This window comes from Constrictibacter sp. MBR-5 (genome assembly GCF_040549485.1).
GTDB lineage: Bacteria > Pseudomonadota > Alphaproteobacteria > JAJUGE01 > JAJUGE01 > Constrictibacter.
Window position 1 is genome coordinate 94,715 of record NZ_JBEPTK010000012.1, and the last position, 12,617, is coordinate 107,331.

Here is a 12,617-nt window from a genome sequence, read left to right on the forward strand (position 1 = left end):
AGAACCGTAGCTTGCGGGCCCGGCGTGCGGGAAAGAACGCGGGAGACGAATGTGAGCTTGCCAGTTCAGGTACCGGAGAAAATGGAAGCCGTACTCGAGTTCCTCGACCGGCCGGACGGCGACTGGGGCATCGAGGACATCCGCGTGACACGCGCCGGAATCATCGGGCGGCGCGAGCGCGGCAAGCCGATCCGCTTCTCCTTCCGCTGTTTCGATGTGCCCGTCCGCGCCGAGGCGCGCCTGGGCGACGGCACCGTCGACCTGGAACTCGCGGCGGTGATCGGTGCCGTGCCCTTCACGGCCGAGGCGGCGGACGCGCGCAAGCGCATCCTGTCGCGCGTCCGCGGTCAACGCGGCCTGCTGCTCACCGACGGCCGGAACCTTTGCGCATACTCGCGCTGCAGGATCGAGGCACCGCTGCGTCCCGACAACCTGATGACGGAACTCGTCTGCTTCATGCTGGACGTGAAGCCGGAGGTCGAGGAACTGGAGCCGCTGCTTCCCGCCCGCCACCGCGCCCGCAGCGGCAGCGTCGCAGCCTGAGCCGGCCCTCGTCGCGCGAGGCGCTCGGCGCGCCCGGCAGGCGATCCGGCCGCGCCCCTCAGTTCGACGCCGTCTCCGGCTTGGGCAGCGTGAAGATCTGCCCCGGGAAGATCATGTCCGGATTGCGGATCTGCTGCCGGTTCGCCTCGTAGATCACGGTATAGCGCGTGCCCTGCCCATAGGTGCGCCGTGCGATCCGCCACAGGCTGTTGCCCGGCTGCACGACGGCCACCTGTCCCGGCTGCAGATCCGCGATGGCGCCGGCCCGCTCGAACGGCAGCTCCACCGATCCCTGCACCGTGCCCGCCGCGTTGCGCTCCTCGGCGCGCAACGTGTAGCGGCCCGCGGCCACATCGGCCTGCGGCGTGAGCTGCCACCGCCCCGCCGCATCCGCGTTTGCCGTTCCGATCGAAGCACCGTCCAGGAAGACGCCGACCGTCGAACCCGGCTTGGCCGCGCCGCTGAGGGCGACGCTGCCCTTGTCGTCATAGTCGATCGTGTCGACCCGCGGCGTGCCGCCAGCCGGGCCGGCGTCGGGAGCGGGCGTCGCCGGCGCCGGATCGCGCGAGGCGGAATCGCGCGACGCCGGCTCCGCCGCAGCCGTCGCGACGCGCTCGGCCGATGCGGGGCGCTCGGCCGATGCGGGCGGCAGCGCGGGCGGCGTCGCCGCCGCCGGATCGCCCGTGGAGGTGCCCGCCGGGATGCCGTTCGGGGTCCCGGTCGGCGCGGCGACGGACGCGCCGGTGGAGGCTGTGGTGGAGGCGGTGGTGGAGGCGGTGGTGGAGGCGGTGGTGGAGGCGGTGGAAGCCATCATGTCGGCGGAGACCGTGGCGGTCGTGCCCATGCCCGTGCCCGGATCGGTGGCGGGATCGGTGCTGGAACCGGTGGTCGAATTGGTGGCGGACGGGGTGGCCGCATCCGTCACGGCCGTCGCTGTCGCCGCCACCTCGGCCTGGCCCGTCGCTGCGGCAGTCGTCTGGGCGATTGCCGAGGTCGGGGCCGGCGCGCCCGCGGGGGCGGTCGGGGCCGGCCGCTGCAGCAGGCGGCTGGGCCCGACCTCGTCACGCGGGACGGCAACCGCCAGTGTCCCGCCGGCCGCTGCGTCGCGCTCGGGTATGGCGATCACCACGACCTGCTCGGACTCCGCGGTGCGCCCGCCCTTGTCCTCGGACTGCAGGCTGAGCTGACGCGTCCCCGGATCGAGCGTCCGGTCGGGGATCAGCACCCAGTCGCCACGCCGGTCGGCCTGCACGGTGCCGAGCTTGCCCTCGCCGTCGCGGACGGTGACGGTCGCGTCGGGCGCAGCATGGCCTGCGATCACGGCGGCACCCTCGCGGTTGACGCGGACGATGTCGAACGTCGGCGCGGTGGGCACCGGCTTCTCGGCCTCGGCCGGAGGCGGCACCACCGCCGGCGCGCTGACCGCCGGCTGCTGCTCCCTGGTCGCCTGCGGCGCCTCGGCGGACGTCGTCGCCGGCGCGGCAGGGCCGCGCGGGGCGCCGGCGCCCGCCCCAGGCAGGGCCGGCGTCGTTCCCGTCACCACCGCCTTTTCCGGGACGTCCCTGTTGAAGAACAGATCCAGCCCGGCGGCGAGCAGAATCGCCGCCACGCCGAGGCCGCCAAGAATGACAAATCGCTTCACGTCGCCTCGCCGTTCGACATCCCCAGTCGCGGCGCCTATAAGGCGCATGCTGCACTGCAGCGAAATTCCCGCACGGATGCTGTTGTCCCTTTTAATGCGGAATGGTGACGGCACCCATCGGAAATTTGAACGTAAGCCTCCGCAGCGGCGGCATGCGGAGCCCTGCCGGGGAGCTGATGGATGAACCTGCGTTCGGTGTGCGTTTTCTGTGGCTCGCGCGTCGGCATCGATCCGGCGCATGCGGCGGCCGCGGCGCGGCTCGGCGGCCTGCTCGCCGCGCGCGGCATCACCCTGGTCTACGGCGGCGGCCGCATCGGCCTGATGGGCGTGGTGGCGGACGCCGTCCTGGCGGCCGGCGGACGGACCATCGGCATCATTCCGGACTTCCTGCAGCGCCGCGAGGTCGCGCATACCGGCGTGGAGCTGGAGGTCGTCGACAGCATGCACACGCGCAAGCGCCGCATGTTCGACCTCGCCGACGCCTTCCTCGTGCTTCCCGGCGGCATCGGCACGCTGGACGAGACGATGGAAATCCTCACCTGGCGCCAGCTCGGCCATCACGACAAGCCGGTGGTCCTGGTCGACGTGAACGGCTACTGGCACAAGCTGACGGTGCTGCTGAACCACGTCATCCGGAGCGACTTCGCCGGCGCCGAGCTCTCCGGCCTCTACACCGTGGCGGAGACGCCCGAGGCGGCACTCGATGCCGCGGAACGCGCGCCGAAGCGCCATCCCGGCTCAGGTTCGGGCCTGTTCTGACGCCGGCCGCCGACGCACGGTGATTGCGCCTTGTGTGCGGCGGCCCGGGGCGGCAAGATCCGCCGCGGCTATTGTAGGGACATTTGCATGCTGGACATCCACAACGAGAAGCTGGCGTCGATCGAGCAGATCCAGAAGGGATTCGCCGAGCACGGCTACATCTGCTCGCGGTCGATCGCGACCGCCGTCTACGTCGCCTGCCATCTCGGCAAGCCGATCCTGGTCGAAGGCCCGGCGGGCGTCGGCAAGACCGAACTCGCCAACACCACGGCCGAGTATCTCGATCTGCCGCTGATCCGCATGCAGTGCTACGAAGGCCTGGACGAGGCGAAGGCGCTGTACGAGTGGAAGTACGGCAAGCAGCTGCTCTACACCCAGATCCTGAAGGACAAGATCGGCGACCTGCTCGAGGGCGCCAACACCCTCGCCGATTCGATGAACCAGCTGCACCGGTTCAGCGACGTGTTCTTCTCCGAGCAGTTCCTGGAGCCGCGGCCGCTGCTGAAGGCGCTGCGCGAGGAGAAGGGCTGCGTCCTGCTGATCGACGAGGTCGACAAGTCGGACCAGGAGTTCGAGGCGTTCCTGCTGGAGATCCTGTCGGAGTTCCAGATCTCGATCCCGGAACTCGGCACCATCGTCGCCGGCGTGCGGCCGTTCGTGTTCCTGACGTCGAATAACATGCGCGAGATGAGCGACGCCCTGAAGCGCCGCTGCCTGCACCTGTTCGTGCCGTTCCCGGATTCGAAGCTGGAGCGCAAGATCATCCAGGCGCGGGTGCCGCACATCCCGGAGAACCTCCGCGACCAACTCGTCTCGTTCGTCCAGCAGGTGCGCCAGCTCGACCTGAAGAAGCAGCCGTCGGTCAGCGAGACGATCGACTGGGCGCGCGTGCTGCTGCTGCTGCACTCGACGTCGCTCGACGCCGACCTGGTGCGCGAGACGCTGAACGTGTTCCTCAAGTTCGAGGAGGACATCAAGGCGGTCGACGAGCAGCTCTACGAGATCACGCGCCACGCGCTCAAGGAGCAGCACGCCGCCGAGTAGGGTGGAGGCCGGGATGACGGGAGAGACCAGCGGAAGCGAACCGACGCATGCCCGGACGGGCAGTGGCCATACGGACGGCGGCCTGACGGGCGGATGCCTATGCGGCGCGGTCCGTTATCGGACCGCCGGTCCGCCATTGCGCGTCGGCCTCTGCCACTGCTCGACGTGCAAGCGGCAAGGCGGTTCGCCCCTGCCCTCCTTCGCGGTCTTCCGTGCCGACGCGGTGCAGGTGACCGGCGAGACGCAGGGCTTCCGAACTTCCGCCACCATCGATCGCCGCTTCTGCCCGGCCTGCGGTTCCCCGGTTTATGGCGATGAAGGCGAGGAATATGCCGTGCCCGTCGGCACGTTCGACGAACCGCAGCGATTGCCACCGCCCGCATATGAACTCTGGGCCGTGCGTCGCCTCTCCTGGCTCGACGACATCGGCGCGCTGAAACGATACGAGCACGACCGCAACGACGGCTGAGGCCGGCCGGGAGCGGCAGGGAAATTCCATGGACAGGACCTTCACCAACTTCCTGGCGGCACTGCGCGGCGTCGACGTGCGCGTCTCCGTCGCCGAGACGCTCGACGCGCTGGAGACGGCGGAACTGGTGGGCTGGCAGGACCGCGCCATGCTCAAGGACGCCCTGTCCATGGCGCTCGCCAAGACCCAGGAGGAGAAGCAGGCCTTCGAGGACTGCTTCGACCAGTTCTTCCGCTCCGACAGCTTCCGCGGCGGCCAGGATCGCGAGGAGAATGGCGAGCAGGACGGGGACACCGAGAAGGGCGCCTCACCCGAGGTCCCGGATCACCCGCTCGTCCAGATGGTGAAGGACCAGGACGACGCGGCACTCGCCGTCGCGATGCAGGAGGCGGCGCGCGAGGTCGGCGTCGAGAACATCAAATACTTCACCCAGCGCGGGCTCTACACCCAGCGCATCCTGCAGGCCATGGGCATCGAGGCCGTCGACAGCGCCATCAGCGCGATGGAACGCGAGGGCGGCGAAGGCGGGGGCGGCGGCGGTGCCGGCAAGCTGCGCGAGCAGCGCACCCGCCTGTTCGAGCAGGTGCGCAACTTCGTCGAGCAGCAGCTGTCGCTGCTCGGCCGCGCCACCTCCACCGAACTGCGCGAGGACCGGCTGCGCCGCACGCGCCTCGGCAATCTCGACCGGCGCGACCAGGAGCAGATGAAGCAGCTGGTGCAGCGCATCTGCAAGCGGCTGATCGCCATCCATTCGCGCCGGCGCAAGATCAAGAACCGCGGCCAGCTCGACATTCGCCGCACCATGCGCCGCAACTACGGCAGCGACGGCGTCCTGTTCGAGATCGAGTGGAAGAAGCGCAAGCTCGATCGCCCGCGCGTCATCGCGATCTGCGACGTCAGCGGCTCGGTGGCGGCGGTCGCGCGCTTCCTGCTGCAGTTCATCTACGCGCTGCACGAACTGCTGCACGACGTGCGGACCTTCGCCTTCTCGGGCAACCTGATCGAGACCAGCCAGATCTTCGAGCGCAAGCCGGTCGAGGAAGCGGTCGCCGACGTGATGAACAAGGTCGGCTACATGTCGACCGACTACGGCGAATCGCTGCAGATTTTCCGCGACGGGTGGCTCAACACCGTCGACAAGAAAACGACCGTGGTGATCCTCGGCGACGGCCGGTCCAACTACACCGACCCGAAGGCTGAAATCCTGAAGGAGATCCACGGCCGCGCGAAACGCGTGCTGTGGCTGAACCCCGAGGTGCCGCCGCTCTGGGGCACCGGGGATTCGGAAATGCGCCGCTATCGTCCCTATTGCGACCTCGTGCGGGAATGCTCGACCCTCGACCATCTGGAGCGGGTCATAGAGGACCTGCTGCACATCGCCCGTCAGGGGGTCTGAAGGACGGCTGCGCGCCGCGGATGCGCGGCGGCGCGCGGGATCGCGTTCAGGGCGGCGAGCAGCGCCGCCAGGAAGCCGGTAAAGATCACCGGACCGAGCGGCAGTTCCAGGGTGTTGACGATCAGGACCAGCGCCGGCAGCGTGCAGACCGCCAGGCCCGAGACCGCCAGCGGCCAGCCGACCCGGCCGCGGAAACGGATGACCGCCAGCATGGCCGCCGCCGTGGTGACCGTCAGGTCGTAGTTGAAGGCATAGGGCACCGCCAGCGGCACGGCCGCCAGGAAGATCGCGGCGCGCAGGATGGGCTCGTCCGGCCGCCGCCACGCCCAGGCGACCGCCGCCACGGCGATCGCCGAGAAGGCCGCCTGGATATACGGGGCGTAGTCGAGCAGTCCGAGGACGCGTGCCGCCATGTAGGCGCCCGGCATCATCAGCGGGATGGCGCCCTCGCCCTTCTGCAGGACCTTGGCGTGGAGCGGCGCCGTCTCGGTGATGTATGTGATCCAGGGCTCGATGCCGTAGATGCTGATGCTGAAGAGGATCAGCGCCGCGACGGTCGTCGCCGCGACGGCGATCACCCGCCAGCGCTGGGCCGCCAGCAGCGCCACCGGCATCAGCAGCGCCAGGTGCGGCTTGTACACCATGCAGCCGATCAGGATGCCCGCCAGGACCGGACGCCGGTCGAGCTGATAGAGGGCGCCCAGCAGGATCGCCGCGCTGAGGGCGCCGTTCTGGCCGCCGAAGGCGTTGATGACCACCGCCGGCGAGAGCGCGAGCAGCGCGAGCCCCCAGCCGTCGGCGCCCCAGGCGCGCGCCGCCAGCAGCAGCAGCCCGCCGGTCAGCACCGTCCACAGCGCGAAGGCGGTGAGGTAGGACATGGTGCCGAAGGGCAGCACGAAGGGCAGGAACGCCGGCGGGTAGGACCAGGCGTGCAGGGGGTAATCGACGCCGAAATAGGTGTCCTGCACCACATGATACAGGCGCAGGTCGTAGATGAGGTGCGTCTGGCCGTCGACGCCGAGCCGCCCCGCCGTCCAGATGTTCGCGAAGTCGCGTCCGAAGGCATGACCCGTCGCGTCGAAGATGCCGCTTCCCGCCTGCAGATAGGGGACGAGAAAGAAGAGGTAGATCGACACCAGCGCCGCCAGCGTCGCCGCGATCGCGACGGTCTGGACGGGCGCCGCGCCTCCGGAGGGCGACGGCGCGACCGCTCGCATGTCGAGTTCCAGGGAAGCCATCTTCACGTCCATGCCCGCATGTGCCGCAGGGGACGCTAGGGGCATTTGGTTAACGCGGCCTGAAAAGGCTACGGCGTTACCGCCGGGTCAGAACGGCTTCGGCGCCGCAGCCGCCCGCGCCCGGCACGGCGGTACCGGTCACGGCATCGCTCCGCATCACCGTGCCGGCGACGCCCGCCAACGCGTCGGGCACCAGCTCGAAATATTGCAGCCGCCCCGGCGGCTCGCCCGGCACGGCGATGCCGTGCGGCGCCGCGGAGCGGAAGCCGAAGCGGGCGTAATAGACCGGATCGCCGACCAGCAGCACCAGCCGGTGCCCGAACGCTGCTGCGTCCGTCAGCGTCCGCTCGATCAGCGCAGCACCGATGCCCTTGCCCTGAAGACCCGGCTCGACGCCGACCGGACCGAGCAGAAGGGCGGACGTTCCGGCCGCACCGACGGCGATCGGCCAGCAGGCGATCGTGCCGACCAAGCCCTCCGCGCCGTGGGCGACGAATCGCAGGCCTGCGACGGGTTCGATACCGCCGCGGAAGGCGTATGACGATTTCGTCAGCCGGTTCGGTCCGAACGCCCGGTCGAGCAGGGCTTCGACCGCGTCGGCGTCGTGAGCATGGAAAGGCGCGAGGTGAAACATGGCAGGTCCCGAATGATCGTCGAACGAAGTGCGGACACTTCGTCCGGTCCGGGAGCTAGCCGCTGCAGCCGAAGGCGGCGGGGGCCGGACGACGAAAGATGCCCGTGGCGGCCGAAAAGCCGGCGGCACGGCGTCGTCGTCGGTATGTGGCATTCGGTTGCATCGCGGCGAATATAGGCGAGCGCGAAGGCCGCACAACAGCTTTATCTGGCCCGCAAACGGCTTTCGTTGTTGCGATGTGGCGGCGCCTGACCAATTTTTCGTGCCCGGTCCGGGAATAATCCCGGTTTGTGCAGCCGGTGCTAACATGGTACCGACTAGGGAGGCTGGCGTTCGGATCTTCGCCGAGCCCGCCTGGAGGTTTGATGGATCGCGAACAGGCAGAAGCGATCGAATCGCACATTCCCGCGCTGCGGCGTTACGCCCGTGCGCTGGTTCGCGACGCCGACAAGGCGGACGATCTTGTCCAGGATTGTCTCGAGCGTAGCGTCTCACGCTTCTTTCAGTTTCAGCCGGGCACGAACCTGCGCACCTGGCTGTTTACGATCATGCACAATCTGCACTGCGACGCGCTGCGGCGGACCCAGCGCCGCGGTCCGCACGTGCCGATCAACGAATGGGAGGCCGGGGCGCAGTATCCGGCGACCCAGTCGTCGACCATCGAGATCCGGGAGTTCGAGCGGGCGTTCGCGCGCCTCACCAAGCGCGACCAGCACCTGCTCTTCCTGATCGGCGTCGAGGGCTTCAGCTACGAGGAAGTCGCCGAGGTCCTGGGCATCGCCGTGGGTACCGTGAAGTCGCGGCTGTTCCGGGCGCGCGAACGTCTCCGCGCCCTGCAGGAAACGTCGCGCCCACGCATCGCGCCGCGGGCGGATGCCGAGATGCCGGCCGTGCGGATGGCCGGCGGCTAGGCCCGGCGTTCTTCAGCCCCCTCGCTCTTCAGGCCCCCCGCGCTCTAGGCCCCGGCATCGTTTTCGTCGTCGCTCATCACTTCGGCGATGACGTCGCGCAGTTCGTCCTCGGAATAGGGCTTGCCCAGGAAGCGTGCGCCCCAGGTCCGTCCGCTCGTCAGCGCCTCGGCGGGATAGGCGGTCAGGAAGATGACCTTGGTCCCCATCCGGCGGTTGACCTCCTCGGCCACGGTGACGCCGTTGATGGAGTCGCGCAGCCGCACGTCGGAGATCAGCAGGTCGGGGCGGGTTTCGATGGCGAGCGTGAGGGCCGCCTCGCCCCGGCCGGCGAGCCCCACGACCTCGTGGCCCCATTCGACAAGCGTCGCCCGCAGCTCCTCGGCCAGCAGGAAATCGTCCTCGACGATTAGGATGCGGATCCTGCGTTGCGGCAAGACGTTTACCCTTGCGTAATTCGGTGCCGCGGAATGCACCAATCCATAACATGCTGCGAAGCGGCACGTCGCGAAATCCCCCATCTGCAGGAGACCGCACCATGCAAACGTTGGTGATCGGCCTCCGTTCCGCAGAGGGTGCAGGGCGAGGTGAAATCGGCCGGGCGGCGCCCTAGATCCGCAATATGATCAACCGATCGAGCTGGATGAAACCCATGCGACCGGCCGTTCGCCCGACCCGGTTGCTCGCCGGGCTTCTGCTGCTCGCCGCGAGCGCTTGCGGCACCGGCGCCGGCAGCGATGCCGTGCCGGCCGAGGCGGCTGCCGCCCCGGAGGTCAGTTGGGCGACCGTCTACCGCGACGGAACCATCCGCGTGACGATCGAGGACCCCGGTGCCCACTACAGGGTCAGCCGGGTCACGCTGTTCGCACCGGACGGCACCCAGACGGAAGCGGCGGAGATCACGCGCGAAAACCTGTCGCGCGGCTCGACAGGCGGCGGTATCCGCCCAAGCGTCGGCGTGGGCGGCGGCTACAGTTCGCACGGCGGATTCGGCACCGGCGTCGGTATCGGCCTGTCCTTCCCGCTGGGCGGCGGCACTGCCGACCGCGAGCCGGAGGCACGGCGGACGACGGCCATCCTGCCCGTGGCGAACACGGCGCGCTATCGGCAGACCGCAGGCGGGTGGGAGATCCAGGCGACGCTGACGTCCCCCGGGGACGAGACGACCTACGCACGCTTCCCTGCCCCGATACCGGCGGAGCAGACCCCATGATGCACCTCGCACGCATGGCGGCTGTCCTGGGCTGTCTCGCCGCGGCGGGCTGCGCGGCCGGCCCGAAGCCGCCCCTCTACTCCGCACTGCAGACCACAGGCTCGTTCGGCTATTTCGACGAGGATCTCGGTGGCGACCGGGTGCGCATCGGCTACAGGGCGCCGATCCGCCGCAGCTACGATCTCAGCCGTGCCGCGCGCGAACGGGAAAGCGACCGGCTGGTGAGCCTAGCCTACGATCTGGCGCTCCTGCATGCGGCGGAGATCGCCGAAGGGCGCGGGGCGGCGTCGTTCGACATCGCCGAGCGGGAGAACAACATCGATGCGACGGTCGAGACCGCCTACGCGCCCGACCCCTTCTATGCGCCCTGGCCCTATCGGCACCACCGCTACTACGGACCCTACCCGTTCTACGGCCCGCCGATCTATGCCGACCGCTCGACGGAGATCGCCGTCGGCGTGACCTTCGTCGCCGAACTCCGCCGCGACGACGCCGGCGCCTTCACGACCAGCGAAACCCTGGCGAGGCTCCGTCAGCGCTATCCGCGCCCGGCCGAGCCGGCGGGTGCCCCCTAACGCGCACAGGAACCCCTGAACGCGACGGTGGAACAAACCCTCGCGGACACGGTTTACGACGCATGAACACGCTTTCGCCCGCACCCCGTGCCGCGGTCGCTTCGCCGCCGGCTCCGGCTCCCTCAGCATCGGGGTCGTACATGGTTGACTGCATGCCCGAACACGCGGATCACGCCTCCCTGGTTGCTTCCCTGACGGAGCAGCTGCCGCATCTTCGCCGCTACGCGATGGTGCTCTGCCGCCATCGCGACCAGGCGGACGACCTCGTCCAGGAGGCGCTGCTGCGCGCCATCGATCACCTGCATCAGTTCCGCCCGGGCACGAATCTGCGCGCGTGGCTGTTCACGATCCTGCGCAACGCCCACCTGAACAACTGCCGCCGCAACCAGCGCTACGGCGTGACCTCGATCGACGAGAGGCCCGCGGCGTTCGAGCAGCCGTCACCTTCGGCCCAGGCCGACGTCGTGGCGCTCAAGGAGCTGGAACGTTGCATGCTCGAGATCCCGGACGAGCAGCGGGAGGCGCTGTTGCTCGTCGTCGTCGAGGGCATGACCTACGAGGAGGCCGCCGAGGTGATGGTGGTGCCGATCGGCACCATTCGGTCGCGCGTGAGCCGCGCACGCCGGGCGCTGCTTCACCTGTTCGCCGCGCAGGAACAGCAAGTTGAACTGGAACCGGCGGTGTGACCGCGGCCTGACGAAAGACGGGCGAAGCGCGGCATTGACGGTTTGTTAGGGTGAACGGATGATCCTCCGGCGAGATTCGGAGGATGCATGATCGATTCCCTTCCGCTCGTACTGATCGTCGAAGATTCCCAGTCGCTCGCCGAGATCTACAGCTACACGCTGAGGGACGAGCAGGCGCGCGTGGTGCAGGCCGCGACGCTGTCGGCGGCGCGCGCGGTCGTCGCCGCCGATCCGCCCGCCGTCGTCCTGCTCGATCTCAGGCTGCCGGACGGCGACGGCGCCGACCTCCTGAAGGAAATCAAGCACGCCGACCCCGACGCGGCGGTCATCGTCATTACCGCGCACGGCTCGATCAACGGTGCCGTGGACGCGATCCGCGGTGGCGCCGAGGATTTCCTGGTCAAGCCGTTCGCGACCCAGCGGCTTCTGACCACCGTGCGCAACAGCCTCGAGCGTCACCGCCTGTCCCGTCTGGTGCGCATCCTGTCGCCCACCGGCGCCGGCGAGGGGTTCGAGGGGTTCGTCGGCACGGACGCGTCGATGCAGGCGGTCTACCGCATCGTCGAACAGGCCGCCGCCAGCACCGCGACCGTGTTCATCACCGGGGAGAGCGGCACCGGCAAGGAGGTCTGCGCCGAGGCGATCCACCGGCGCAGCGGCCGTGCCGCCGGGCCGTTCGTGGCGATCAACTGCGGCGCGTTTCCCCGCGACCTGATCGAGAGCGAGATCTTCGGCCATACCAGGGGCGCGTTCACCGGCGCCACGGCGAACCGCGAGGGCGCCGCGTCGCGCGCGCACCGTGGGACCCTCTTCCTGGACGAAATCTGCGACATGGACCTGACCCTGCAGACGCGCCTCCTGCGCTTCCTGCAGACGGGGGTCGTGCAGAAGGTCGGCAGCGACCGGCCGGAACAGGTGGACGTGCGGTTCGTCTGCGCGACCAACCGGGATCCCATGGAGGAGGTCCGCGCCGGCCGCTTCCGCGAGGATCTCTACTACCGTCTCCACGTCCTGCCGATCCACCTGCCGCCGCTGCGCCATCGCGGCGACGACGCGGTCATCATCGGGCGCCATTTGCTGCGCCGCTTCGCCGCCGAGGAAGGCAAGCGCTTCCAGGGCTTCACGGCAGAGGCGGAAGCCCTGCTAGCCTCCTACCCCTGGCCCGGAAACGTGCGGCAGCTCCAGAACGTCGTGCGGAACATCACCGTCCTGCACGACGGCGACCGGGTCGGCATCGAGATGCTCGGGCCGGTGCTCGACCTCGCCCAGGGCCGCCGGACCGATGAGAGGATGGACGACAGCGAGGACGAGATCCGCCCCCTCGACGATCTGGAACGGGAGGCGATCGAGCGGGCCATCACCCTCTGCGACGGCAACATGACGCGCGCGGCGCAACGGCTCGGCATCAGCGTGAAGACGATCTACCGCAAGCGCGCCGCATGGAGCGGCCCGACCGCAGCCTGACCGTCCACTGCCGGACCGTCCGCTGCCGGACGGCCGGCCGCGCGAC

The 12,617-nt window shown here is 69.3% G+C and carries 14 protein-coding genes; 10 read left to right on the top strand and 4 right to left on the bottom strand.

All coding sequences use genetic code 11. The features are described 5' to 3' along the window. Window positions 1-81: 81 nt before the first annotated feature. On the top strand, window positions 82-543 hold the full coding sequence (locus tag ABIE65_RS20945) for a hypothetical protein (protein WP_354080430.1): 462 nt from the start codon (window positions 82-84) through the stop codon (window positions 541-543). Window positions 544-601: 58 nt separating this feature from the next. On the opposite strand, the gene ABIE65_RS20950 is transcribed toward ABIE65_RS20945, so the two are convergent. Beyond that, window positions 602-2,185, bottom strand: a complete 1,584-nt coding sequence (locus ABIE65_RS20950; RefSeq protein ID WP_354080431.1) for an Ig-like domain-containing protein — start codon at window positions 2,183-2,185, stop codon at window positions 602-604. A gap of 180 nt (window positions 2,186-2,365) precedes the next feature. On the opposite strand from ABIE65_RS20950, the gene ABIE65_RS20955 reads away from it, so the two are divergent. The 4 genes from ABIE65_RS20955 (at window position 2,366) to ABIE65_RS20970 (ending at window position 5,853) form a co-directional block, all read left to right on the top strand. Next, entirely contained in the window at window positions 2,366-2,944 is a 579-nt protein-coding gene (locus tag ABIE65_RS20955; RefSeq protein ID WP_354080433.1) for an LOG family protein, read from the top strand. 87 nt (window positions 2,945-3,031) lie between these two features. Next, window positions 3,032-3,988 (top strand): AAA family ATPase, encoded by a 957-nt coding sequence (locus ABIE65_RS20960; RefSeq protein WP_354080434.1) that lies wholly within the window; start codon window positions 3,032-3,034, stop codon window positions 3,986-3,988. Window positions 3,989-4,001: 13 nt separating this feature from the next. Next, entirely contained in the window at window positions 4,002-4,457 is a 456-nt protein-coding gene (locus tag ABIE65_RS20965; protein ID WP_354080435.1) for a GFA family protein, read from the top strand. A gap of 28 nt (window positions 4,458-4,485) precedes the next feature. Further along, window positions 4,486-5,853: a vWA domain-containing protein gene (locus tag ABIE65_RS20970; RefSeq protein WP_354080436.1), complete on the top strand. Its 1,368-nt coding sequence runs from the start codon at window positions 4,486-4,488 to the stop codon at window positions 5,851-5,853. Here ABIE65_RS20970 and ABIE65_RS20975 read toward each other — a convergent pair. Both ABIE65_RS20975 and ABIE65_RS20980 read right to left on the bottom strand, forming a co-directional pair. Continuing rightward, window positions 5,841-7,091, bottom strand: coding sequence for a glycosyltransferase family 87 protein (locus ABIE65_RS20975; RefSeq protein WP_354080437.1), 1,251 nt, complete (start codon window positions 7,089-7,091; stop codon window positions 5,841-5,843). The genes ABIE65_RS20970 and ABIE65_RS20975 overlap by 13 nt on opposite strands. Window positions 7,092-7,167: 76 nt before the next feature. Beyond that, the gene (locus ABIE65_RS20980) at window positions 7,168-7,725 is read right to left on the bottom strand and encodes a GNAT family N-acetyltransferase (protein ID WP_354080439.1); all 558 of its coding nucleotides are present in this window, start codon (window positions 7,723-7,725) and stop codon (window positions 7,168-7,170) included. A 365-nt stretch (window positions 7,726-8,090) separates the two neighbouring features. On the opposite strand from ABIE65_RS20980, the gene ABIE65_RS20985 reads away from it, so the two are divergent. Beyond that, the gene (locus ABIE65_RS20985) at window positions 8,091-8,636 is read left to right on the top strand and encodes a sigma-70 family RNA polymerase sigma factor (protein ID WP_354080440.1); all 546 of its coding nucleotides are present in this window, start codon (window positions 8,091-8,093) and stop codon (window positions 8,634-8,636) included. A gap of 44 nt (window positions 8,637-8,680) precedes the next feature. Here the strand turns inward: ABIE65_RS20985 and ABIE65_RS20990 are convergent, their stop codons facing one another. Next, window positions 8,681-9,070 (bottom strand): response regulator, encoded by a 390-nt coding sequence (locus ABIE65_RS20990; RefSeq protein ID WP_354080441.1) that lies wholly within the window; start codon window positions 9,068-9,070, stop codon window positions 8,681-8,683. Between the two features lie 215 nt (window positions 9,071-9,285). On the opposite strand from ABIE65_RS20990, the gene ABIE65_RS20995 reads away from it, so the two are divergent. The 4 genes from ABIE65_RS20995 (at window position 9,286) to ABIE65_RS21010 (ending at window position 12,571) form a co-directional block, all read left to right on the top strand. After that, window positions 9,286-9,846, top strand: a complete 561-nt coding sequence (locus tag ABIE65_RS20995) for a hypothetical protein (RefSeq protein ID WP_354080442.1) — start codon at window positions 9,286-9,288, stop codon at window positions 9,844-9,846. Next, window positions 9,843-10,421 carry a hypothetical protein gene (locus tag ABIE65_RS21000; RefSeq protein WP_354080444.1) on the top strand — a complete coding sequence of 193 codons (579 nt, stop codon included), beginning with the start codon at window positions 9,843-9,845 and terminating at the stop codon, window positions 10,419-10,421. The genes ABIE65_RS20995 and ABIE65_RS21000 overlap by 4 nt, the downstream gene beginning before the upstream one ends. Before the next feature lie 152 nt (window positions 10,422-10,573). Next, entirely contained in the window at window positions 10,574-11,107 is a 534-nt protein-coding gene (locus ABIE65_RS21005; protein ID WP_354080445.1) for a sigma-70 family RNA polymerase sigma factor, read from the top strand. Window positions 11,108-11,194: 87 nt separating this feature from the next. Then, the gene (locus ABIE65_RS21010) at window positions 11,195-12,571 is read left to right on the top strand and encodes a sigma-54-dependent transcriptional regulator (RefSeq protein WP_354080446.1); all 1,377 of its coding nucleotides are present in this window, start codon (window positions 11,195-11,197) and stop codon (window positions 12,569-12,571) included. The last annotated feature ends 46 nt before the right edge of the window (window positions 12,572-12,617 follow it).

What these genes read in the sequence shown, in the direction of transcription:
- ABIE65_RS20945 (WP_354080430.1), top strand. Translation starts at nt 82, where the DNA reads ATGGAAGCCGTACTCGAGTTCCTCGACCGGCCGGACGGCGACTGGGGC.
- ABIE65_RS20955 (WP_354080433.1), top strand. Translation starts at nt 2,366, where the DNA reads ATGAACCTGCGTTCGGTGTGCGTTTTCTGTGGCTCGCGCGTCGGCATC.
- ABIE65_RS20960 (WP_354080434.1), top strand. Translation starts at nt 3,032, where the DNA reads ATGCTGGACATCCACAACGAGAAGCTGGCGTCGATCGAGCAGATCCAG.
- ABIE65_RS20965 (WP_354080435.1), top strand. Translation starts at nt 4,002, where the DNA reads ATGACGGGAGAGACCAGCGGAAGCGAACCGACGCATGCCCGGACGGGC.
- ABIE65_RS20970 (WP_354080436.1), top strand. Translation starts at nt 4,486, where the DNA reads ATGGACAGGACCTTCACCAACTTCCTGGCGGCACTGCGCGGCGTCGAC.
- ABIE65_RS20975 (WP_354080437.1), bottom strand. Translation starts at nt 7,091, where the DNA reads ATGGCTTCCCTGGAACTCGACATGCGAGCGGTCGCGCCGTCGCCCTCC.
- ABIE65_RS20980 (WP_354080439.1), bottom strand. Translation starts at nt 7,725, where the DNA reads ATGTTTCACCTCGCGCCTTTCCATGCTCACGACGCCGACGCGGTCGAA.
- ABIE65_RS20985 (WP_354080440.1), top strand. Translation starts at nt 8,091, where the DNA reads ATGGATCGCGAACAGGCAGAAGCGATCGAATCGCACATTCCCGCGCTG.
- ABIE65_RS20995 (WP_354080442.1), top strand. Translation starts at nt 9,286, where the DNA reads ATGCGACCGGCCGTTCGCCCGACCCGGTTGCTCGCCGGGCTTCTGCTG.
- ABIE65_RS21000 (WP_354080444.1), top strand. Translation starts at nt 9,843, where the DNA reads ATGATGCACCTCGCACGCATGGCGGCTGTCCTGGGCTGTCTCGCCGCG.
- ABIE65_RS21005 (WP_354080445.1), top strand. Translation starts at nt 10,574, where the DNA reads ATGCCCGAACACGCGGATCACGCCTCCCTGGTTGCTTCCCTGACGGAG.
- ABIE65_RS21010 (WP_354080446.1), top strand. Translation starts at nt 11,195, where the DNA reads ATGATCGATTCCCTTCCGCTCGTACTGATCGTCGAAGATTCCCAGTCG.